The organism is Pseudoalteromonas sp. J2K-J979 (genome assembly GCF_058169715.2).
Window position 1 is genome coordinate 3,426,408 of record NZ_CM200281.1, and the last position, 22,191, is coordinate 3,448,598.

General features: G+C 42.2%; 17 protein-coding genes and 2 tRNA genes. 12 read left to right on the forward strand and 7 right to left on the reverse strand.

Going from position 1 to position 22,191, the window contains the following annotated elements; genetic code table 11:
• Window positions 1-296 precede the first annotated feature (296 nt).
• From AC3KVK_RS15685 to AC3KVK_RS15715, 7 genes are all read left to right on the forward strand, one after another.
• A complete protein-coding gene (locus AC3KVK_RS15685; protein WP_490311438.1) occupies window positions 297-995 on the forward strand; it encodes a carbonic anhydrase family protein in 699 nt (232 codons plus the stop codon).
• Window positions 996-1,078: 83 nt separating this feature from the next.
• Entirely contained in the window at window positions 1,079-2,686 is a 1,608-nt protein-coding gene (locus tag AC3KVK_RS15690; RefSeq protein ID WP_490311437.1) for an ATP-binding protein, read from the forward strand.
• Window positions 2,683-3,366, forward strand: coding sequence for a response regulator transcription factor (locus AC3KVK_RS15695; RefSeq protein ID WP_490311436.1), 684 nt, complete (start codon window positions 2,683-2,685; stop codon window positions 3,364-3,366). The genes AC3KVK_RS15690 and AC3KVK_RS15695 overlap by 4 nt, the downstream gene beginning before the upstream one ends.
• A gap of 196 nt (window positions 3,367-3,562) precedes the next feature.
• Window positions 3,563-3,653 (forward strand) — tRNA-Ser (locus tag AC3KVK_RS15700).
• Between the two features lie 20 nt (window positions 3,654-3,673).
• Window positions 3,674-3,766, forward strand: a tRNA-Ser gene (locus AC3KVK_RS15705).
• Window positions 3,767-3,957: 191 nt separating this feature from the next.
• On the forward strand, window positions 3,958-5,145 hold the full coding sequence (locus tag AC3KVK_RS15710; protein WP_490311435.1) for a cyclic di-GMP phosphodiesterase: 1,188 nt from the start codon (window positions 3,958-3,960) through the stop codon (window positions 5,143-5,145).
• 91 nt (window positions 5,146-5,236) lie between these two features.
• A complete protein-coding gene (locus AC3KVK_RS15715) occupies window positions 5,237-6,625 on the forward strand; it encodes a M28 family peptidase (protein WP_490311434.1) in 1,389 nt (462 codons plus the stop codon).
• Window positions 6,626-6,698: 73 nt separating this feature from the next.
• On the opposite strand, the gene AC3KVK_RS15720 is transcribed toward AC3KVK_RS15715, so the two are convergent.
• Together AC3KVK_RS15720 and AC3KVK_RS15725 are read right to left on the reverse strand one after the other, a co-directional pair.
• Window positions 6,699-9,587: an insulinase family protein gene (locus tag AC3KVK_RS15720; RefSeq protein WP_490311433.1), complete on the reverse strand. Its 2,889-nt coding sequence runs from the start codon at window positions 9,585-9,587 to the stop codon at window positions 6,699-6,701.
• A 276-nt stretch (window positions 9,588-9,863) separates the two neighbouring features.
• Complete coding sequence (locus AC3KVK_RS15725; protein WP_490311432.1) at window positions 9,864-10,343, reverse strand: hypothetical protein; 480 nt, start codon at window positions 10,341-10,343, stop codon at window positions 9,864-9,866.
• Between the two features lie 401 nt (window positions 10,344-10,744).
• Here AC3KVK_RS15725 and AC3KVK_RS15730 point away from each other — a divergent pair, with 401 nt between their 5' ends.
• The 3 genes from AC3KVK_RS15730 (at window position 10,745) to AC3KVK_RS15740 (ending at window position 13,911) form a co-directional block, all read left to right on the forward strand.
• A complete protein-coding gene (locus tag AC3KVK_RS15730; protein ID WP_490311431.1) occupies window positions 10,745-11,410 on the forward strand; it encodes an MliC family protein in 666 nt (221 codons plus the stop codon).
• A gap of 137 nt (window positions 11,411-11,547) precedes the next feature.
• Window positions 11,548-13,584, forward strand: a complete 2,037-nt coding sequence (locus AC3KVK_RS15735; protein WP_490311430.1) for a methyl-accepting chemotaxis protein — start codon at window positions 11,548-11,550, stop codon at window positions 13,582-13,584.
• Between the two features lie 69 nt (window positions 13,585-13,653).
• The gene (locus AC3KVK_RS15740) at window positions 13,654-13,911 is read left to right on the forward strand and encodes a DUF6482 family protein (RefSeq protein WP_490311429.1); all 258 of its coding nucleotides are present in this window, start codon (window positions 13,654-13,656) and stop codon (window positions 13,909-13,911) included.
• 49 nt (window positions 13,912-13,960) lie between these two features.
• Here AC3KVK_RS15740 and AC3KVK_RS15745 read toward each other — a convergent pair whose 3' ends face one another.
• Window positions 13,961-15,040, reverse strand: coding sequence for a GGDEF domain-containing protein (locus tag AC3KVK_RS15745; RefSeq protein WP_490311428.1), 1,080 nt, complete (start codon window positions 15,038-15,040; stop codon window positions 13,961-13,963).
• 235 nt (window positions 15,041-15,275) lie between these two features.
• Here AC3KVK_RS15745 and AC3KVK_RS15750 point away from each other — a divergent pair, with 235 nt between their 5' ends.
• Both AC3KVK_RS15750 and AC3KVK_RS15755 read left to right on the forward strand, forming a co-directional pair.
• Window positions 15,276-16,460, forward strand: a complete 1,185-nt coding sequence (locus AC3KVK_RS15750; protein ID WP_490311427.1) for a PrnB family protein — start codon at window positions 15,276-15,278, stop codon at window positions 16,458-16,460.
• Complete coding sequence (locus AC3KVK_RS15755; RefSeq protein WP_490311426.1) at window positions 16,450-17,568, forward strand: aminotransferase class V-fold PLP-dependent enzyme; 1,119 nt, start codon at window positions 16,450-16,452, stop codon at window positions 17,566-17,568. Before AC3KVK_RS15750 ends, AC3KVK_RS15755 begins: the two co-directional genes overlap by 11 nt.
• Window positions 17,569-17,581: 13 nt before the next feature.
• Here AC3KVK_RS15755 and AC3KVK_RS15760 read toward each other — a convergent pair whose 3' ends face one another.
• The 4 genes from AC3KVK_RS15760 to AC3KVK_RS15775 form a co-directional block, all read right to left on the reverse strand.
• Window positions 17,582-18,382: a substrate-binding periplasmic protein gene (locus AC3KVK_RS15760; protein ID WP_490311425.1), complete on the reverse strand. Its 801-nt coding sequence runs from the start codon at window positions 18,380-18,382 to the stop codon at window positions 17,582-17,584.
• A gap of 81 nt (window positions 18,383-18,463) precedes the next feature.
• Window positions 18,464-19,441 carry an ABC transporter substrate-binding protein gene (locus AC3KVK_RS15765; protein WP_490311424.1) on the reverse strand — a complete coding sequence of 326 codons (978 nt, stop codon included), beginning with the start codon at window positions 19,439-19,441 and terminating at the stop codon, window positions 18,464-18,466.
• A gap of 71 nt (window positions 19,442-19,512) precedes the next feature.
• Window positions 19,513-20,799, reverse strand: coding sequence for a sensor histidine kinase (locus AC3KVK_RS15770; protein ID WP_490311423.1), 1,287 nt, complete (start codon window positions 20,797-20,799; stop codon window positions 19,513-19,515).
• Entirely contained in the window at window positions 20,800-22,161 is a 1,362-nt protein-coding gene (locus AC3KVK_RS15775) for a sigma-54-dependent transcriptional regulator (protein ID WP_490311422.1), read from the reverse strand.
• Window positions 22,162-22,191 lie beyond the last annotated feature (30 nt).

The window sequence follows — 22,191 nt, forward strand, 5'->3', positions numbered from 1 at the left end:
ATAAATAGAATCTCACAATTGCGCTTATAAGTTTATGTCATTTCGCACAACAAAGACCCATAAAAGGTACTTTATCTCGATCATTTAAGATAAGTTTACTTTGCCATTAATAAATTTTAATACTTTCAACAAGCTATATTTACATCTTGGTCATATACTTTTGCCGCGTTCCTGTATTACCTCTCATTTTCAATGCGTAGATGTATCCCATATACACATTGATTTTGAGGGGTATTTTCAGGGGACAGGAACGCACCTAATTTTTTAATACAAAGTTACACAACGGGGAACACACCATGTCTTTTAATAAACTTGTTTTAGCGGCAAGCCTAGGGTTAGGTTTATCGATTTCATCATTTAGCACTGTTGCTGCAGTTCCTGCACAAACAGCCGCTTCACAAAGCGCAATCTCACCGGATCAAGCGCTACAAATGTTAAAAGACGGCAATAAGCGTTTTGTTTCAGGTTCAATGGTAGAGCGTGATTTAGCAAAACAAGTTGCAGCAACAGGTGCCGGCCAATACCCATATGCGACTGTTATTGGTTGTATCGATTCGCGTGTACCACATGAATTAGTGTTCGATGCAGGCATTGGTGATATCTTCTCTGCACGTATCGCAGGTAACTTTGTAAATACTGACATTCTTGGGAGTGTTGAATTTGCAACAGCAGTCGCGGGCTCAAAGGTGATTGTTGTTTTAGGCCACACTGAATGTGGCGCAGTTAAAGGCGCATGTGACAATGTTGAGTTAGGTAACTTAACTCACACTCTTAGCAACATTGCACCTGCAATTTACGCAACAACCGACATCCCAGGTGTACGCAGCTCTAAAAACAAAGCATTCGTACAAGCTGTTGCCGATAAAAATGTTGAGTTAACAGTACAAAACATTTTAGATCGCAGCCCTGTTATTGCTGATTTAGTAAAACAAGGTAAAGTAAAAGTAGTCGGTGCAATGCATAACGTAGCTACTGGTGAAGTAACATTTAACTAATTATTACTTGCCCATCAACTCGTTACTGCGCCAAATTGCACTAATGCAGTAACGAGTTTTTTATTTAATGTGCGGAACCAAGATTGAAGCCCAAACAAAAAAAACATCACCATAGTCGCCTCACACACAAGTTATTGTTTGCTTTTAGTGTGATTTTTTTGTTTAGTTGCCTGATTGGCTGGCTATATTTTGATAGTTCAGAGCGCTACAGCAAACACGCCAAACAATCAGACCTCACTCACGAGGTGCTCACACAATACTCCGAAATCGCAAAGTTAAGCCTCGAAAAGCTAATAGCCATGGGCGAAATCGTGCGCACAGGTCGAGTACAAACCCCACAATTACGTGAAGAAAACGAGCAGCAATTACGAGCCGCATTATTTTCTGTTCGAGATAACTTATTAAAAAAAATCGCCCTCAGTCATTTAGATAGCGCTAATAAAGAGCTACAAATGCTCGATCTCATCACCCAAAAAGTCGAGCAAATCATCAATACAAATAACGAAATAAAATTATTGGTCGCACAAGACAAACTGAGCGATGCAAACCAACTGTTTAATTTATTGCAAAAACAAAATGTCGACGCTGAATTCAATCAATTAATCGATAAAGCTGTTTCTCAAGAACAAGCGTTGGCTCAGCAAATTCGCAACGACGTGAATACACTGTACCACTTTAGCAATCGCGCACTCGCTGCTGCTTTGGCAGCAATGAGCTTGTTTACTTTGATGACGTTTTGGTATTTCTGGCGTCGTATTAACGATGCGACCAAACAATTACATACCGCAACCAGTCAATACAGCGAAGGCAACCTCGCTCATCGAATTAATGCCTTGAGTGACTTCGAGTTCCAATATTTAGGTGACGCCCTCAACAGCATGGCCGCACAATTAGCCAGCCAACAAGCGCAATTAAATGAAGCGAAGCGCTCACTTGAAGAAAAAGTCGCACAACGGACACACGATCTCGAGCACTCAAACCAAAAACTGGCATTAGTCGATCAGCAACGCCGCCAATTTTTAGCCGATATTAGTCACGAGCTGCGCACCCCTCTGACCATTATTCGTGGCGAATCAGAAGTGTTATTACGCAGCCAGTCTGCACAATTACCAGACTATAAAGAAGTCCTCCAACGTGTGGTTGATGAAGTCCAACATACTACAGCCTTAATTGAGGATTTAATGTTGGTTGCCCGCTCAAGTGCAGGTCAATTAAAACTCAACATTCATCAATTTGATTTAAAAAATCTGCTCAGTGATATTCTGCAAGTCTACCAACGCAAAGCCAGCACTCAGCAGCAAAAAATCACCCTATCTTTGGCTAGCCAAGAGGCGTTTATTGATGCTGATGAACGCCGTTTACGTCAGGTAATGATGATTTTATTAGAAAATGCCTTGGCTTATTCTCCCAGCCACAGTTGCACTGAAATTCATTTACTGATCCGAGAAGAGCTAATGGTTATAAAGGTTATAGACCAAGGTATGGGGATCCCAGAAGAAGAACAGCAGCAAGTTTTTGAACGCTTTTATCGTGGTAATCGTGGTCAAACCCCTGGTTCAGGGTTAGGATTACCTGTAGCTAAAGCCATTATTGATGGTCATGGCGGCCATATTTCACTACAGCCCAATAGCCATGGTCGAGGCTGTACTGCAACAGTATTGTTGCCCATTTTAGGTGTAGAAACAGCATGAGAATATTATTAGTAGAAGACGATGATCGTGTTGCGAGCTTTTTAGAGCGAGGCTTGCGCGCAGAAGGGTATTTTATTGTTCGAGCCTGTGATGGTCGAGAAGGCCTTGAATTAGCCCAAGAAGGTGACTTTCAGCTTATCTTGCTCGATATCATGTTACCAAGCTTAAATGGGCTCGAAGTCTGCCAAGCACTTCGCATCAAAAAAAACCAAGTGCCTATCATTATGCTAACGGCCATGGATGAGTCGCAAGATATTATCAAAGGTTTACGTTTAGGGGCGGATGATTATGTAACGAAACCCTTTGCATACGATGAATTACTAGCCAGAATTGAAGCTGTGACTCGGCGGACGCCTAACGAAATCAAAAATACAGATACCCTCGAATTTGGTCCGCTAAATTTTGATCGCGCCAGTTACATAGTCTCTTTGGATAATGAAGAAATTTCACTCACCGTTAAAGAGATGGCCATCTTAGAGTTATTAATGACAAATACAGGAAAATACTTAAGCCGCGAGCGTATCTTAAGTAACGTTTGGGGCATGGAAATGGACCCCATGACCAACGTAGTTGATGTCTATATCGGTAAATTACGCAAAAAACTCACCATTGAAAGCAAAGGTGAGAGTATGATTGAAACGAAACGAGGCATTGGATACCGTTTAGTGCTCGTTGATTAATGGACGTTTGCCAGACATGATTTCAACTTGCTGGCATTCGTTTTACCTATCTTGTTTTTCTATCACCACACATCGTTCGATTTTTAATATAAAACTGATTAAATTCAATAAAATCACTTTATTTGTGCAAAGTTTAAGCAAACAGTCGCTTTGACTATTTACATGCCCATAGAGGATAAGTATTATCTTCACCCACGGAGAGATGGCAGAGTGGTCGAATGCACCGGTCTTGAAAACCGGCATAGGTTTGTAGCCTATCTAGGGTTCAAATCCCTATCTCTCCGCCACATTCTACAAATTAAACGCCGGAGAGGTGGCCGAGTGGCCGAAGGCGCTCCCCTGCTAAGGGAGTATAGGGTTTGTAGCCCTATCGAGGGTTCGAATCCCTCCTTCTCCGCCATTTAATCTTATAAGGCTCAGTTGCAAATGCACCTGAGCTTTTTTGTTTCCGCCACGCTACAACACCTCAGTTTTAGAGTTAATTGCTGATTAGTTATTGCTTAATGACTAGTTGTGAACTTGAATTAGGTTAATGTACCTATCGCCATTCTATTCAATCCGGTTTTATTTAAGGCTAGCAGTGACGCAATAATGATAGAAACAAACCTTAGCGAATTGGCTGTTGGCCATTATGTTGTCAAAATCGTACAGCAAAGTGGGAATTATCATCTTGCTAAACCGAGCCATATCAAAAGCCAGCATGTGATCGATCAACTCGCAAACAAAGGCGTACAAACAGTATTAATTGATCCCGATAAAACGTTATCTCAAACTTCCCTTAACAGCCCCGCTTTAGCCAGTGATAAGTCAGATAAAAACTCTCGTCGCCAACAATTAATCAAAGCCGATGTCCTTCGCGCCAAGATGATCTTCGACGACTCGAAAGCCATTTCATCCAAAGTATTTAATGATGTGCAAAGCGGTCGCGAAATCGAACTGGCTCCAGTGTTAGATATCACTGAAACCGCCATGAAAGAGATATTTAAAAACTCCAGCGCACTGGCTTGTGTTATCAACATCCGCGAGAAAGATCATTATTTATTAGAGCACTCGGTATCGGTATCAGTGTTAATGTGCATATTTGCGCGCTATTTAGGAATAGATGCCGCTACCACACACCAACTGGCTGTTGGTGCCTTTTTACACGACATCGGAAAAATCAAAATACCCAGTCACATACTTCATAAACCTGGCAAGCTCACTGATGATGAGTTTGCAATAATGAAAACTCATGTAAATCATTCAATTGAGGCTATCGAAAAAACGCCCAATGTCAGCCAATTGAGCTTAACCGTCGCTGCGCAACATCATGAAAAACTCGATGGTAACGGCTATCCTTTCAAACTCAGCGCTGATGACATCACGTTATACGGCCGAATGATATCGATTTGCGATATCTTTGATGCACTTACGGCAAACCGCGTCTATAAAGAAGGCTACTGCCACATTAAATCATTTAGTATTTTACGAAATCTCGCCAAACTCAATCACCTTGATTCTGAGCTGGTCGATAAGTTTATTAAGTGTATGGGGGTGTATCCAATTGGATCATTAGTGGAATTACACTCACATAAACTGGCCATAATTGAAGAACACAATGCTGATGATCCGACTCGGCCGATGGTGAAAACATTTTACGATGTCGATCAAAAAGGGTACCAAGCAGCCAAAAGCATCGATTTAACCAGTGATGAAGACTATATTGTTAAAGGCGTTCGTCCTGATGATTTCAATTTAGATATGAATCAAATCGTTGAATTTTTATTAAAACAAGGTTAAATATTCGTGCTCAACTGAGCGCTTTCTCTTTGCGTCCCTGACTCATAAATGCTTAAATGTTGCCCTCCTTGATATCGCAAGAATTGGAATAATGAAAAAACTACTGATTTCACTCGCATTCACAGGGCTCAGTTTGCACGCTTCAGCCGAAGCGCTTTTCAATCAAACTCAGCTTGACCAAGTCGCGAAAATTCGCCATCAGGCCATGCAAAGCCCGCTCGCCTATGAAATATTAACTTCTTTAACGACAGAAATCGGCCCCCGTTATCCGGGCACTGAAAATGACAAGCTTGCAGTAAAATGGGCGCAAGAAAAATTCAGTAGTTTAGGCTTTGATAAGGTGTGGCTAGAGCCAGCTCATTTCCCAGATTGGCGCCGCTACAGTGAATCAGGAAAGATCATGTCTCCCAGTGAGCAGCCGCTTCATTTAACAGCTTTAGGCAACAGTGTCAGCACACCCAAAGAAGGTATCACAGCACCTGTTATCATTTTTGAAACGCTGGAAGAGCTAAAAGCCGCCCCAAACAATGCTGCCAAAGATAAAATAGTCTTTATTAACTACCGTATGAACCGCCATATCGATGGCAATGGCTATGGCCCCGCCGTACAAGCTCGAAACTCTGGTGCTGTAGAAGCGGCTAAAAAAGGCGCTATTGGTTACATGATGCGCTCAGTTAGCACATCGCATCATCGCTTTGCCCACACCGGTGGCAGCCATTACCAAGAAGGCACAGCGAAAATCCCGACCGTAGCGATTGCAAATCCTGATGCTGACCAAGTCGCACGTTTGATTGAACTAGGTAAACCGGTCACTGTGAATATCAATGTACAAGCTGAAGATCTTGGTCAAGGCAGTGGCTTTAATGTTATAGGGCAATTTAATGGCTCTGATATACCAGAGCAATACGTCCTCATTGGTGGCCACCTTGATTCATGGGATCTTGGCACTGGCGCTCTCGATGACGGCGCCGGCGTTGCCCTTACGATGGCAGCGGCCAAATTTATCAGTGATGTGAAACGGCCAAAACGGAGCATTCGGGTTGTTTTATTTGCAGCCGAAGAGCTCGGGCTGTGGGGTGCAAAAGATTACGCAAAAGCACATAAAAAAGAGCTGACGAATATTGTTGCAGCCGCTGAGTCTGACTTCGGTGCCGATGTAGTGTATGCATTTGAATCAAATGTTTCAGCTAATTCATTGCCTATTGTACGTGAAATAGCAAAACAATTGGCCCCGCTAAACATTGACTATATTGGCAAAAATAAAGCCGGTGGTGGGCCTGATTTAATCCCATTAAAAAAGACAACATCGATTCCTGTGTTTGATTTACACCAAGATGGTACTGATTACTTCGATTATCATCACACGGCTGATGATACCTTAGATAAAGTCGATCCAGACAAGTTGCAACAAAACGCTGCCGCCTATGCCATTTTTGCATTTATGGCTGCTGATGCTCCATATGCAATGCGTGGTAAGTAAGTCTTATTAATCCTATAAAAAAACCAGCTTCAGCTGGTTTTTTTATATTTAAACAAAAGATTATTAGTGCTGCTTACATTTTAATACTGCGCGTTAAGCCAGTCGCAAAACAGCCTGTTTCACGGCAAATGCCTTGACTCCTTTCGCTGACTTTAAAATCCTCACTATCACGATGAACTTGCCCAAAACTGCGCACCACAAACGGTTTAACCTGCTGTGTCGCCGTTTCAAACATTGGCAATAAATCAGCTTGTTTTAACGCTGTTACGTGCGTGATAAGCTGTTCATCACTATCAAAATTAACGGCATTGGCATTAATTTCTGACCAATAGTGAGCCGTGCGCTCATTGAGGTTTTTATCTTTGGCCGATAAATCTTTAATCAAGCCCTGCTTAAAGTCGTCGTACTGCTGCGCTGTCATTTGCGCTAGTTGCAACTTAAATTCCGTAAAAAACAACTCGACTCGGCGCTGTAGCTCAACCGGCCCGACTTTCGGGGATTGAATTAAAAAGTACAAACCCGATAAATCATCTAAAGTGGTTGCGCGGCCAGCTACAATATATCCAAGCTGCTGCTCTGTTCGAATTGACTTAAAGAATGGCGCATTAATAATGCTACCAAGTAATGCATACTGTGCTTTAGTTGACAGTGATTTATCTGGATTGACATAACTCATGATCAAAGATGAATCAGGGTGGTCAATATCTAGTTCACGGATTAGCGCGTCGCCACTTGTGTTTACGCGCACTTCTTTTGCAGTACGCATTTTAGGGGTCGCTTGAGCCATATTAAACTGATAGAGATCTTGGGCTAACGCAAGAGATTCTGAGCGCTGAATATTACCATGTGCAAGCACTTCGACTTCAATTTCCTGATGAAACGCATGAATATACGACTGTAATTGCGTGATGGTAACATCTGTCAGGGCGCTCGCTAATTGATCGGGTGAATACATTTGATTGCGCTGAATTTCGCGAAGCACAGATAACCCTTGAGAATATGGTCGATTAAATTTTGCATTACCCCAGGCACGGATTAATCTATTTTTATGTAGTTCAAATGCCGCTGGATCAATCGTTAAATTGCGCACGCGCTGATTGATTGTTGTTAACAAGTCGATTTGCTTTTCATCATAACCATTGACGCCAAAACCCATTCCTTGGTTTGTCGACCATAGGTTGTAGTTCAAACCAGCTTGTTTTGCTGGGTAACCAAACTCATTCAGGCTATCTTTTAACAGGGCATTGTACAAAAAATTCTTCGCACGAGAACCTGCATCAAGCCCAGCAAGGTCTGAGTAAATTTGCACATTGATGGAAGCTTTGGGGACTAAAAACTCACTATCTTGCTTGTGCCATAATTTAAACCCCGCTTGCTCAAACACGACTTCTGGAATGGCATTATGCGCATCGAGTGGTTTCATTGCTAAGTTTTTCGCAATAAATGGATTCGCTTTGGGTAAAGCGAACGCTGGATTGATCGCATCACTTTGATAGTAGCTCAATTGCTGCTCAGTTAACGACACCATCGCATACGGTGTATGGTATTCAGGCTGAATTTTATTAGTTTCTAACCCTTTGGCGATCAACACTTGACGCATATTCTCTGGTGTTAAATATGCCAAATACTCTTTAACTAAGTCAGCTGAAAAACGCTCATAAATATAATCTGAACTCAGTACATATTTCGGAGCAAAATATTGTAATTGCGACGAGATACTGCGGGCCGTATTGGCGGCGGAATATTTTTCTTGGAAATCAAAGTTTGTTTTAGCTATCGCTTTGAGCTCTTCAAAATACAATGGCTTTAAACCTTGCTCTGCAATCAAACGTAAATAAGAAAACATCGCCTGGGTAATTTCTTCATACTGCTCGAGCCCTAACTCAGTTAACGTCATCGTTACGGTAAACTGCTCAAAGTCATCAGGGCCATAATAATAGCTATTTAACGACTCTATAAACCCTTTGTGCTTTAAATAACTGTACAAACTTCCTGAACCTTCATTAGCCAGTAAATCGCTGATTAAGGTCAGTGGCTTTTCTTTAAAGTATTGCTGAGACGTTGGAACAGGAAAATACAACGTTAGCGCTCGGGTATCTTTCATCGGTTCAATATTGATTTTCACACCCAGCTGCTCAGGCAAAAAAGGCGTCATTTGTGACGGAGCAGACACAGTGCCATTTGTGGGCACTTGCGAAAACTTCGCTCGAACCGAGGCCTCTAGTGTGTCTAAATCTTCTTTTGCAACTACAGATAATGCCATCCGACTGGCCGAATAATAAGTCTGGTATTGTTGTTTTAAATCATCGATTAATAGGCTGCCCTCTCGATCCGCTAATGTATCAAGATTGCCGACAGAAAACTGGCTCGCAGGATGCGCTTGATTTGAGGTATCTTTAAGGACTTCACGAATACGACGTGCATCATCTTTGATTTTCATATTGTATTCTGAATCAACCGCGTTTTTTTCACGCTCAACATATTGTGGATCTAACGTCGGCGAGATAAAAAATTGGGCAAACCGGTCCAATGCTTCATCAAACGCATCTTCGTTTACTTCAAAAAAGTAATTCGTATGTTCTTGCCCAGTTCCTGCGTTAGACCAGCCGCCATTTTCTTTTAAATATTCGTTATATTCACCCACTTTAGGGTATTTTTTAGTGCCTAAAAAAAGCATGTGCTCTAAAAAGTGCGATAAGCCTTCGCGGCCTTTAGGGTCGGACATATGGCCAATGTGCACATCGAGTGATGCTGCGGCTTTATCTGCTTTGTGGTCTGAGACTAAGACCACTCTTAGGCCATTATCTAATTCTAAATAACGGTATTGGCGTTGATCATTTTGGCTTTTGATTATTTCTTGTTGTGAAGGATCTATGGATGGAGAGTGAGCACAACCGACAAGTGACGTGCCTAAAGCTGTTGCAACTAGCGCGGCGACTAAGTTTAATTTTTTATGTTCCATTCATACCTCACGTAGATCAATGAAAGACTTAACACGGCGCAATAACTCGTTACGCACTGAAAAGCAAAGACAATTTGTCCGTTTGCTACTAAGCAAAAACGAAAGGAAAAAAGATACACGTAGACGATAAAAGACGAGATGGACTACATAAAGCCCGTTTTTTACTGATATTTTTTAGTGTGTCCTACATAACAAACCGACAAATTAGCTAGGCATCATACCACAGTGATTACTATTTGTCCCGCAGCATGTTGCTCGCCAACCAAGCTGATTCTTTCACGACTCTAAATCCAGCAGGCACGCTTTACACAATTGAAGGTAATCTTGCAGGGTATTTCGCTGCCAAAGCTGTTGTTTATGCTCACTTTCTTGCGATAAAAACTGGCTAAAATCACCATAACCATATTGACCTGATTTATTAACGTACTCTTTAAACGCTTCGATAGCCGTTTTGTCATTCATACTCGTTTGTGCAATCACATGTTCAGCAGCTTCAAACAAAATAGTCGTAAAGCGTAATGTTTGGATATTGGGTGAGCCGCCCGTTTGAATTCGTGTAAAACGTTCTTTAAGGAGCACAAAATCTGCTTTTGCAAAATCATGGACTTGTTGTGCTAATCGACGCCCCACCTTTGACGCACTATCAGCTTTACGTCGATATGTAGCCAGCTCTTTTCGATAATTTTCAGCTCGAAAATATAAATAAACCAATGCAAACCCAATCACGACTGCAATGCCGACATACGTTATATTCATTTTCACCTACGCTATTTGTTGGTCCAACAGGTTTAAAACTAGACCTAAATCAAGTGTATGTCAGCAAATTACCAATTAAAAATTCCTTTTATAAACAAGCGCATTAGAGCTTAACAAACCAAGTAGCCTTCATTTTTGCACAGCCCATGATGCAGGTAACAACCACTAAACCAACTACAAACCTATACACCTTATTGAGGATGGCAAGAGCCAACCAATGTAGCAATATCGTCGAGCAAAGAAAATAAACTTGCGCCAACCATAAAAAGCCTATATTCCAATAATTGAAAATATTTCAGATACACAAAGCGTTGATAATCAGCGAGCTTTAGTGAACATTTAGTAAGCAGTAAGCTAACTCACTTTTTGAACACCCCCTATCAAATCGACAGGAATCCACCATGAATAAATCTCGTAATCTGACACTCTTACTCGCATTACTGTGCCTAACCTTACTCGGCTGTCAAACCAGCCCAAAACAAGATGACACAAATACCGTAAACACACCCATCACAACTTATGTCTACCGGTGCCCACCTGAAATTGAATTTGTTGCACGACATTCTGATAACGATCATATCTGGCTCTTTTTACCACAAGAAACTCTAAAACTCCCTCGGATGAAAAGTGGCTCAGGAGTGAAGTATCAACGCGATAACGTGATGTTTTGGCAGCATCAAGGCGACGCAATGCTTTCTATTGGTGACTTTGTCTATAAAGACTGTAAAAACAACCCAAGCGAAGCAATTTGGCAAGCTGCAAAACTCAACGGTGCTGACTTTAGGGCTGTTGGTAATGAGCCAGCTTGGCACCTCACTATTGAACAGCAGCAAAATATTACGCTGACCACACAATACGGCCAACAAATTGATCTTTTTACCAATGCAGAGATACAAACCAGCAAAACTCAAACCATTTACCGAGCAAAAAACAAACAAGATCAGTTAATTATGACTCTCTCTTTAGGCCCTTGCAAAGACAGTATGAGTGGAGAAACATTTTCAACACATGTCAGCCTAATCTTGAATGAACATTCGCTAAAAGGGTGCGGAAAATCATTACATTGAAGCACGAATATAGCGAGCCAAGCTTTCAGAATAACCCTGCTATAATAGTACAAAGGGTAAAAGTTGAGTTTTTGCTCAAAAAAAGCGTATCATTGCTGCCCAAAATAGAAGATTAACAATAATTTAAAGAAACGATTATGAGCTCAATACAATTAACTATTCGGCAAAAAATCACGCTTGGCTTTAGTACTATTGCCATTTTATTAGTGGCTGCAAGCAGTTTCTTTTATATTTCTTTAGGGCAAATAAGTCAGGCGAATAATAACGTCAAAACTATTGCTATTCCGGTTCAAGATCAAAGCAAAGCCTTACAAATCCAACTGCTAACAATGGTTAAATTGGGAGCGCTTGCTTACACCCAATCCAATCAAGCCCCGCTTTCACAAAGCCAAAAAACATATAATAATCTCGAGCAAACATTTACCCATCACACAGAAGACTTGTTAACTCGGGTACAAGACCAACAACAAATGCGTCATGAGCTAGAGCAAGCTCACACCAGCTATCAAACCTATATCAGTAATACAAAAAACATGTTTGATGCTAAGTTGCAGGCTCTAGCAGCACAAGGCCAGTTTTCTCAATTAAGCCAAAAGGTCGAACAAGCACGAATTGAGGCTAGCAGTGCCATGTTAGATTTAGAAATCATCGACCCGCAAGGGCAAGCTCGCCTATTAGATGAAGTCATCGGTACAGGAATCCGCATCGACGATTTATTATTTACTCTCGCATCATCGCTTGGAGGAATCTCACAACTGGCAAACGCCGAAACACTCCGCACCCATCAGGCCGATGTACAATTTTTACTGGGCAATATTCAAACTAATTTCGATTATCTGGGTCAACAAGCGGCCGGTCTGGATGCCGCGGAACAACTTAATCGCTTCACGCTAGCCATGAAAACGCTGACAGACGCTTTAGCTCAACCGGGTCAATTATATCAACTGCAACAGCAAAAATTACTCCAAAAGGACAACGCCGAACAAGCATACTTTCAAGCAGAACAGCACTTTACTGCTAGCTACCAATTTCTTGATAAGCTGAATGAGCTCGCTAATCAGCGCTTTGAAAATCTCCAAGCTGCAGCACAAAATGCCATCAGTCGTGGCGAAACATTAGCTATTGTCATCGCGATTGTATTTCTCGCGTTAGCCAGTTTTATTTCTTATGTGACATCAAAGGCTATGCTGGGACCGCTAGCGCTCGTTAACAAAGCGTTAGGTCAAATTGCAGCAGGCGATTTACGTCAGCGATTTGAGCAAAGAAGCAATGATGAGTTCGGTAATTTAATTTCAAATATTAATAAACTCTCAGATGACCTCACTCAATTATTAGGGGTAATTGAGCATAACGCTATTACGCTCGATCAATCAGCCAGTCAATCAAGCGAGCAAAGCCTCACCATTTCGACAGCTGCAGCAGCGCAAATTACCCGTGTTGAAAATGCCAAACATTTAGCAGAGCAAATCCAACATAGCTCTGAAACGGTACATAACGAAGCCAGCACTAGCGCACAGCATGTATCAGCAGCGTCTCAATCAAGTCAAGAAGTTCGTAATATTGCCAGTGCCAATAGCGAAAGAATTAATGCCCTTTCTGACAATTTAAAAACCACCGTTGCGACAATGAATCGTCTAGCCAATCATAGTGACAGCATTGGCAGCATTCTTGATACTATCGGCAGTATTGCTGAGCAAACAAATTTACTCGCCCTTAATGCGGCCATCGAAGCAGCCAGAGCAGGTGAACATGGTCGTGGCTTTGCTGTAGTGGCAGACGAAGTACGCTCTTTAGCCTCAAGAACACAATCTAGTACCGCTGAAATCCACGCGATGATCACCAACCTGCAAAAGGAAACCGATGGCGCACAACAGGCTATCCATCAAGGGCAAATGCAAGCAACTGAATGTGCAGAACAAAGTGTCGAATTAAATCAAGCGATTATGCAAATCGAAGCAGCCTTACACACCATAGATCAAATGAGTAAAAGCATCACTGTCGCAGCCCAACAGCAACTCGGTTTCAGCACCGATATTGCCTCGACTATGGCGCAAACCGAAACGGCAGCGCAAGGAAACGCCGAGCAGGCTAAGGGAATGACAGTGACCAGTGAAGAAGTCAGTCAATTAGCCCACTCTTTATCCTCATCGATACACCGCTTTAAACTAAATTAAATCGATTGCACATTAAAATGATCGAATAAACCTCCAGTTCGTATAAAAAGCAATAAATTGGAGGTTTTTATGCTGATACATCAACTAAAGTCATTTTTACAAGACAATCAATTCCAAGCCATTATTTTGAGTTATGCCGACAGTAACCATTACCTGGTTGGGGCTGAAGATAGACAACACAACTATTTTTTATTGCAAAACAGCAATGGGAAAACGAAACAGTTTAATTCGGTGCGCGAAGCAGAAAACGTATTAATGACTCAAGGAATTGAGCAAGTAAACCTTGTAGTCGAAACCGCCTATGATGAAATGATAGGGCGAGAATGATGCCAAGCTGTTTCCACAAAAATATCGCTCCATCCATAAACCCGTTTATTTAGTGAATGGGAGACTTCACACAGTTTCGACCATGTCGCTTTGCTAAATACAAGTGCTCATCTGCTGACAAAATAGCCTGATTTAATTGTTCAGCGGTCTTAGCTTCTGCCACTCCTAAGCTGACTGTGATATCAATACAACATGCTTTATCTTCTGTGCATCGGAATGGGTGAGCAGCGATACAAACGCGAATTTTTTCGGCCACATTCAATGCATCAGACAAGTGCGTGTAGGGTAATAGTATTAAAAACTCTTCTCCGCCAACTCTGGCGACCACATCTAAATGCCTCACATGGGATTTAAGCAAATCGGCAACATGGATCAATACCTTGTCACCTATATCGTGTCCATAGTTGTCATTTACTTTCTTAAAAAAATCTAAATCCGCCATCATCACCGTCATTGGAAAACTATTGGAGTGCTCAGCTTTCACTTTATTGAAATAGACTGAATCAAGAAAACGACGATTGGGCAACTTGGTAAGAGGATCCATATTCGCTTGTTTTTGGCGATGAAAATTAATCGATGATAATTCCTGGTGGCTACGAAAACGAAAATATTCAGCAACAAACCCCAAAAACATTGTCACTAAATAAGAAGCGATAAACCGAGATTTTTCATCAACACGGTAATCAGCAACCAACCACATCGGCTGATAAAGAAGATGAAAAATAGCAATAAATAAAATTAAGTTAATCGCCAGTCCCAGCCGGTAACCAAATAAGATGAAATACACTAATGGAAAAGGAAACAGCCAGTATAAAGCTGTATTTTCGTGCCCGCCAGTGAACACTAAGCCCAAAACTAATCCAGAAACCCCGAGCCCGGTAATGTATACAGACAACTTGAAATAATGATGGAAGTGAGAAAGCACAACATTACTTAAAACTATTGCCGCACTGGTCAACAAAATAGAGAATAATAAGCTGTTTTCATTTTCAAAATGCTGTAAAGAAAACAGTAATAAAATGAGCCCCCCAATATAGCTAGAGAAATACATAACCAGCTTCTGTCTTTTAATTTCAACACCTTGAGATGATTTCAAATCAATAAAGCTCGCCCACCAATCAGGTTTCATTTTTGTTTTTCTCTGTTATGTTTATAATTTTAGGGAATACGGTGCTCATCCTAGCGCCCCTCTGCAGTTAAATTCTCTTCTGTCGGTGAAGACTTGCCGTGCCTAGTTACACCACCCATTCTAATAGCTGAGGTGTTTGAACGCCAAATGATAAATTTTAATTTCCTTATTGTGAAAAACTCTCTAATAAGCTCTGCTATGCTGATTAAATACTTTGCAATAAAGCTATAACTGTATGACTTCCCACAGTGATTTATTTGATAATTGGATCCGTCATGACTTTATCGAACTCAATTCAGAACTTGAACAGCTTTATTGGCAACAAAGCGATCGAGCAAACGTCGAATCTGTCGGAGAAAAACATAAGCTTGCTCTCGTGCAGCAAGGTCTGCACTTTATCAATGACTTATTGGCCGAAGGAAATACGAATCAAGGCTTTGATCAGGCTTTTAACTTACTAGGGAATGTGGGTTTATATATGGCGGCCTGTCGCCGCCATGAAATCACCGAGCCCTCCAGAGAAACTCACTCTCCATTAATTGAGGCATCGACATTAGCAATGCATATTGGCGCTTCTATTGGGGTCACTCCTCGTTTTGCCACTGCTCATTTAACTACACACAACCAAGCTGTTGAGGGGGAGTATAAACGTTTTACTCATTTACCTGATGAACGCCTTTTTATCGACTTTAATACTAAAGGGATTTTAGCCTATAAACAGGCCGCTGATGCATTGATTAGAATTCAGCCTCTCGGAATATCACACCCTGCGACCGCGGACTTACTCCTTACCGCCATTGCCGCAATAAAAACAGTCCAAACCCACAACCAAACCCTCTTTCATACCTTAGATGCTGACCGTTTTTTCTATTGCGTCCGACCGTATTACAAACCGTATCGGGTTGGCAGTGTCGTCTACCGAGGAGCCAATGCCGGTGACTTTGCTGGAATTAATGTAATTGATTTACTCACAGGGCTCTGCGCTGGCAATGACAAAGCCTACTCTCAAATGTTAGTGGATAAATTTTTATATATGATGCCTGAAGATCAAGCCACACTGCGTGACTGCATGCGTCGCCCCAGTATGCTTGACCTATTTTTGCAACATCAGCACTGTGCACATCAACCTTGGTATCAAGAAAACGTGCGTTTATTTTTACGGTTATGTCACGCTCATGGACAAGCAGCTACAGAGCATCATGATCAACTCGTCGATAAGTTTATCAGCCAGCCTTCTTGCTCCTTACCTGCTCAACACCTAGATAAACTTACCGCCAGCGGTCCTGCACTCCCAACCTTAATTGACGCACTGGAAAAACTCAGAGATCGCCGAACAGCAGCCCCACGAACTGATATCAAAACTCGCTTCGATGATCTCAAGACATTAAAAGCGCTGCTCGGTAAGCACCATGGACTATAAACAAGACTTTGCCTTGAATCATCACCCCTATCTACTTAGCCATTCAGTAGGGCGGCCGCTAAAAACGGCCGAACACATCGCACACCAACAGTTCTTTCAGCCTTGGCAACAATCAACCCGTGATCCTTGGCTACACTGGCTGACTGTCATCACACAATTTCAAACTGCATTAGCTCAGTTATTTAATGCTCACTCTAATGACTTTTGCCCTCAAGTGAATTTGTCCAGCGCATTGTGTAAAATAATTACCGCGATTCCTTCTTTCAAGTCCCGAAGACCTACCATACTTATGGCTGAAGAAGACTTCCCTAGTATGGCGTTTGCCTTACAGCATGCTCTGAACCACCAGCTCGAATTACGCTTCATCCCCAAAGGCTCAGACCTCACTGATATCAGCTGCTGGCAGCATCACCTCAACTATGACATTGATCTCGTCTTTATCAGTCACGCTTATTCAAATACTGGTCAATGCGCCCCCATTCAGGATATCCTTGTTCTTTCACAACAATTTAACTGTATTAATGTAATTGATTGCGCACAATCAGCTGGGGTCATTCCATTAGACTTAAGCACATTGAAAGCCGACTTTGTCATTGGGTCATCAGTGAAATGGCTATGTGGCGGACCTGGTGCGGCATTTATATGGGTGAATGCGCAGCGAGTACTACATTGCACACCTCAAGACGTCGGCTGGTTTTCACATTGCAACCCATTTGAATTTGATATTCATCACTTTGAATTTCACAAAACTGCGCTGCGGTTTTGGGGAGGAACACCTTCGATTTTGCCTTATGCTATCGCAGCTCAAAGCATCGCTTATTTCGCCGCTATTGGGGTTAAGCAGGTACGCCAGCTTAATTACACACAATTAGAAAAAATTCACGCCGCTTTGCCAGCTTGGTGTGTGTCGCCAAAAAAGCAAGAATCTGCATCGGGCACATGTATTTTAGATTTTCAACATCAACAACCTGATGTGCTCGAAAAGTTACAACACCACAATATTAGTGTTGACGTCAGAGCCAATGGTATTCGGGTTTCCCCACATATTTATACCGATATGGATGATATAGAATTATTCCTCGCTGTCATAGCTGATGCGTTACGATAACTCAGGTGCCAAGTTAATGATAATGGCGCTCAGTAAAAGCCCAGCTGAGCCCTATGCTTTGATAAATATCTCGCGTGGCTTGTTCACCATACCATTTCACTAAAATCTCATAATAAATGGGCGAGCCTTGTAATATTTCAAATGCCTGTGTGTATTTATCGACTATTTGCTGATCTGTCTGTTTATTAAATGCCAAATAAATATCACTAGCTTTCACTTCAAGTGCGACCTCTAAGTGTTTTGGATCTTGCAAAGCAAGCTCAGCTAGGCGCTCTACGCCTAAGTTAGAGGTCAAAATCACATCATTATGATTGGCATACAATTTACGCATCCGTCCGATGTTATCTTCAGACAGGTCAAGATTTTTGAAACCCAGTGACAATAGGTAGTCTGCTTTGGCATCGTTACGTGTTGCAGCAATAGAAGCAAGCTGCTTCGCTTGTTCCAAATTGGTAATCGAAACATCTGAATCCCGATGTTTATACAAGACCCATTTAACCTTTAACAAAGGGCCAACCCAGTGAAATAACTCTTCCCGATCTGGGGTGCGAGAGATAGAAAAAATCGCCGCATTGGGTGTTTTTTGCACCTTTTGGTAAGCACGCGTCCATGGATACACATGATTCTTTACCCGATAGCCAGCCAAGCGGTTAAGTTCTTCAATCATCTCTACGCTCGAACCGACCAGAATACCCGACTCATCAAGGTAATTACCCGGAGGTGAGATTTCAGTGAAAAAATGCAATGTGGGTTTTGAAGCATAAGCAGGCAAAGCCAACCCTACCACACACATTAAAAAGACGAATCTAATCATTGTTGTCTCATTTAATTTATCAACACTTTGATGCTTGGATTTTATACATGTTTGTTAAAGATTCAGCAAATGTTTCCCCCTTTACGGGGCAGGGCATGTCTTAGGCATCCATTGCTCTGCCTCGTTGGCATACATTTTCAGCCAAAGTTGGGCCGCTTTATTTTCATCATGACCATCAGCCACCATCAATGCCGAAGCATTGGCAATCATGTCACGGGTAAAGCGCAGGTTTTTAACTAATTGATAAGCACAAGACGAATGCGAAGCTAAACCTGACCACGCAACTTTTTTTAACTGGCTTTGTGGTGGTTTACCACAATCATATTTCATGTGTGTATTAATCCCCCAACTCACATCGAGCTCACAGGCTTGCTCATACTTAGGAAACTCTACGAACTGCCCTTTCACTCTGACATCAGTCCAATTCGGCGTCCAATTCAATAACAATATCGGTTTTTCTTGTTCAACGGCTTGTTTTAGCGCAGCCCAAAGCGGACGCGCTTCATCATAGCGTTCGATGCGATACTGTAATTTTAATGCGCGAATTAAGTCTGCATCGTGAGGGTTCCAAGGGCCTGTGCGATACACGCCAACACCACGACGCTTTTTCTCTGAAAAAACATCCACACATTGATTTAATGCGCGCCAATCAGGTAAATTTGGGCACGACTGCAAAACATAAGAGGGAAACCACCAATCTTCTCGACCTTTTGCATCATGCAGGCCTAAATCTTCAAACCAATTATCAGCAAGCGCTTTCATCAACGCATCGTTTACTGAGCTTTGCCACACCTCGACTTGTATATGAACAAAGCCTTGTCTTAGCGCTCCCCATTGGTGTGAAACTGAAATATCTTGATACTCAACTTGCACTCCCATACCACTAATCATCGAGCCTACTGCTTTGGAGAGCACTCGCTGGCTCGCCCATTCATTCATCGCCATGATCACAGTGGGAGAAGAACGATCTGGTGACACAGGCGCAGCGATCGATACCTCACTCCAGCGACAGGCAAGCAACAAAATACAAAAATGCACCAACTTAACTTTATTCATCATAATAATCGAAAGATGACATCATCAGAGTATAGTCATAGATAGCATTTTACACAGGCCGGTCTGGTTTGATTTTACACTCGATGCAAACTGACATTAACCCGAGTTCCCACTCCATCTGGGTTAGGTATAACCATTAATTGGCCGCTTTGATTACGGATCAACTCCCGACTGATCACTAAACCTATACCTGCTCCTTGTTGCTTAGTTGTATAAAACGGCACAAATAAGTTATCTGGGTTTTGAATACCGATGCCTTGGTCGATAATATCAATCTCAACAGTGTTCATACCTTGTGACCATTTCAACTGCGGCACTGTTTGACCGCCCGCCTCGTAAGCATTTTTGATCAAATTAATCAGCGCTTGCTCTAACTGGCCAATGTCGACAGAAAAATAGATAACAGCTTGACAGCTAATTTCTAAATCTGGGTAGATTGCTTTTAAACGTTGGTTAATTAACTCACTACTGACTTGTTGAGGCTGCGCAGTGCCCACTTTTGAAAAAGCACTGTAGCTGGCCACGAAATCAAGTAAATTCAATGCTCGTTTTTCTATCACTTGCAGCATATCGCAGGCTAAATCATCCTTTACACCGAGTTGGCCGTTGGCTTTCATTTGCAATAAAGACTGACTCATCGAGCAGATGGGCGTTAAAGAATTACGGACCTCATGATTAATTACTCGAATAAGGCGCTGCCAAACCCGCTGTTCGTTTGCACGTAACTGCTCTTCTATCGAGAAAAAAGCCAGCAGTTCGTAACAGCGGCCCGCGCGCCAAAATTGATGGCTCGATATTTGATACCGCCCAGCTCTAGAAGCGCTTTCCACAAGGTGCCACCCCATTTCATCCTGATAAAGATCCAATGACGCAACGTCAACCCCCTCAACCTGTGTTAACTTTAAGGCGCTTAAACACGCTTGATTGGCAAAATAAACATGCTGGTGTGGGTCAATAATTATAATTGGCAGGTCAAGCATGGTCACAAATTCAAAAACAAACTCTTCAGTTTGGTTATGCTCACGTTTTTTGTCGGCTATCGTTTTTGCCACTTGATTAAAATCCGCTTTTAAACTGGCCACTCGACCACTGGAGTATTGCGCCAAATGCCAGCTATTGGTTTCTTGATAGCGCAAGGCGTCAAGTTGTAGACCGATTCGCTCAATTAAATCGATGATCCGCTGATAACCTTGCAACAATGCCCAGCCAACCACGACAAAAAAAGGCATTAATAACGTCGCACTGGTAAACCAATCAAATGACCATGAGTAAGCCAGCAAGCTACCCATTATCATCAGCACGATTAACACGATTAGGCCAAGCAAGATTAAATGCCGCTCGAAAGAGTGGACCCGCGCCATTTAACACGCACTCCCTTTGAGGTCTATAGCAAATTTTTCGATACGCCGATAAATAGCCGATTTACTGAGCCCTAAAAACTCGCCTGCCGCAATAACATTGCCATTAAATTCAGCGATGGCTTTGAGGATCATTTGTTTTTCTAGCTCATCAAGTGGCAATAGCGGTAATTCAGGCGAAGGTGACACCGCTGTTTGTTGTAGCGATAAGTCATTCTCTGTTATCACATTGTGTTCACACATAATCACCGCCCGCTCAATACAGTGGCTCAACTCTCGTACATTACCCGGCCAGCTGTAAGACGTTAAGTTTTGCTGCGCTGATGGCGAAAAAGACATGCCATTTCGTTGATATTTTTTACTATGTTGTTGCAATAAATGCAGGCTGAGTGCCTCTACATCTTCAGGTCGTTCACGCAAAGGTGCAATGTGAAGCTCGATTGTATTGAGTCGAAAAAACAAATCCCGACGAAATTCACCTTGCTCAATACAGTGCGCAAGTTCCGCATTGGTCGCGGCGATAATTCTGACATTAGCTTGTTGGGTTTTGCTCGAACCGAGCACTTCAAACTCTCGACTTTCGAGGACTCGTAACATTTTACTTTGCAGCTCAAGGGGGAGCGTGGCAATTTCATCTAAAAATAACGTGCCATCTTGTGCGATTTCAAATCGCCCGAGACGGTCTTCTTTGGCATCTGTAAAAGCCCCTTTTTTATGACCAAAGAGCTCACTTTCAAATAACGATGGGGCAATAGCACCAATATTAATGCTCACAAAGCGTTGCGTATGACGCGCTGAATGCTGGTGAATATAATGGGCAAGCAAGCTTTTTCCAGTGCCATTTTCACCCGTTATCAAGATACTTGCATCTGTTTTAGCTGCTCGACGGGCTTGCGTGAGTAACCGAACCATTGGGTCAGATTGAGCAATGTACTCCTCGGATACATCTGACTGTAACGCCTTTAAACAAGCATTGTCATGGTTGATCTGTTGCTGTTTCAACTGTTGTTGCACAATAGATATCAACCTCATGTTATTCCAAGGCTTTTCAATAAAATCAACCGCACCCAACTGCATTGCTTGCACCGCCACATCGACACTTGCCCAGGCCGTCATCACGACAACAGGAAGAGTGATGTCGTGCGCTCTCAATTGTTTTAAAAACCGCAAACCTTCTTCGCCCGATGTGGTATCGAGCTTAAAATTCATATCAAGTAAAATCAGACTGACACGGGTATGGGCTAACACCTCAAAAGCATCGTCTGGGCCTTGCGCTTCGACGCAATGGTAACCCATTTGATTCAGTGCAATAGTTGCCGACATACGTACATCAGCCTGATCATCTACAATTAAAATAGTGTCCATTTATTATTCTTTTTCTATACCAAACAACAC

What these genes read in the sequence shown, in the direction of transcription:
- AC3KVK_RS15685 (WP_490311438.1), top strand. Translation starts at nt 297, where the DNA reads ATGTCTTTTAATAAACTTGTTTTAGCGGCAAGCCTAGGGTTAGGTTTA.
- AC3KVK_RS15695 (WP_490311436.1), top strand. Translation starts at nt 2,683, where the DNA reads ATGAGAATATTATTAGTAGAAGACGATGATCGTGTTGCGAGCTTTTTA.
- AC3KVK_RS15710 (WP_490311435.1), top strand. Translation starts at nt 3,958, where the DNA reads ATGATAGAAACAAACCTTAGCGAATTGGCTGTTGGCCATTATGTTGTC.
- AC3KVK_RS15715 (WP_490311434.1), top strand. Translation starts at nt 5,237, where the DNA reads ATGAAAAAACTACTGATTTCACTCGCATTCACAGGGCTCAGTTTGCAC.
- AC3KVK_RS15720 (WP_490311433.1), bottom strand. Translation starts at nt 9,587, where the DNA reads ATGGAACATAAAAAATTAAACTTAGTCGCCGCGCTAGTTGCAACAGCT.
- AC3KVK_RS15725 (WP_490311432.1), bottom strand. Translation starts at nt 10,343, where the DNA reads ATGAATATAACGTATGTCGGCATTGCAGTCGTGATTGGGTTTGCATTG.
- AC3KVK_RS15730 (WP_490311431.1), top strand. Translation starts at nt 10,745, where the DNA reads ATGAATAAATCTCGTAATCTGACACTCTTACTCGCATTACTGTGCCTA.
- AC3KVK_RS15735 (WP_490311430.1), top strand. Translation starts at nt 11,548, where the DNA reads ATGAGCTCAATACAATTAACTATTCGGCAAAAAATCACGCTTGGCTTT.
- AC3KVK_RS15740 (WP_490311429.1), top strand. Translation starts at nt 13,654, where the DNA reads ATGCTGATACATCAACTAAAGTCATTTTTACAAGACAATCAATTCCAA.
- AC3KVK_RS15745 (WP_490311428.1), bottom strand. Translation starts at nt 15,040, where the DNA reads ATGAAACCTGATTGGTGGGCGAGCTTTATTGATTTGAAATCATCTCAA.
- AC3KVK_RS15750 (WP_490311427.1), top strand. Translation starts at nt 15,276, where the DNA reads ATGACTTCCCACAGTGATTTATTTGATAATTGGATCCGTCATGACTTT.
- AC3KVK_RS15755 (WP_490311426.1), top strand. Translation starts at nt 16,450, where the DNA reads ATGGACTATAAACAAGACTTTGCCTTGAATCATCACCCCTATCTACTT.
- AC3KVK_RS15760 (WP_490311425.1), bottom strand. Translation starts at nt 18,382, where the DNA reads ATGATTAGATTCGTCTTTTTAATGTGTGTGGTAGGGTTGGCTTTGCCT.
- AC3KVK_RS15765 (WP_490311424.1), bottom strand. Translation starts at nt 19,441, where the DNA reads ATGATGAATAAAGTTAAGTTGGTGCATTTTTGTATTTTGTTGCTTGCC.
- AC3KVK_RS15770 (WP_490311423.1), bottom strand. Translation starts at nt 20,799, where the DNA reads ATGGCGCGGGTCCACTCTTTCGAGCGGCATTTAATCTTGCTTGGCCTA.
- AC3KVK_RS15775 (WP_490311422.1), bottom strand. Translation starts at nt 22,161, where the DNA reads ATGGACACTATTTTAATTGTAGATGATCAGGCTGATGTACGTATGTCG.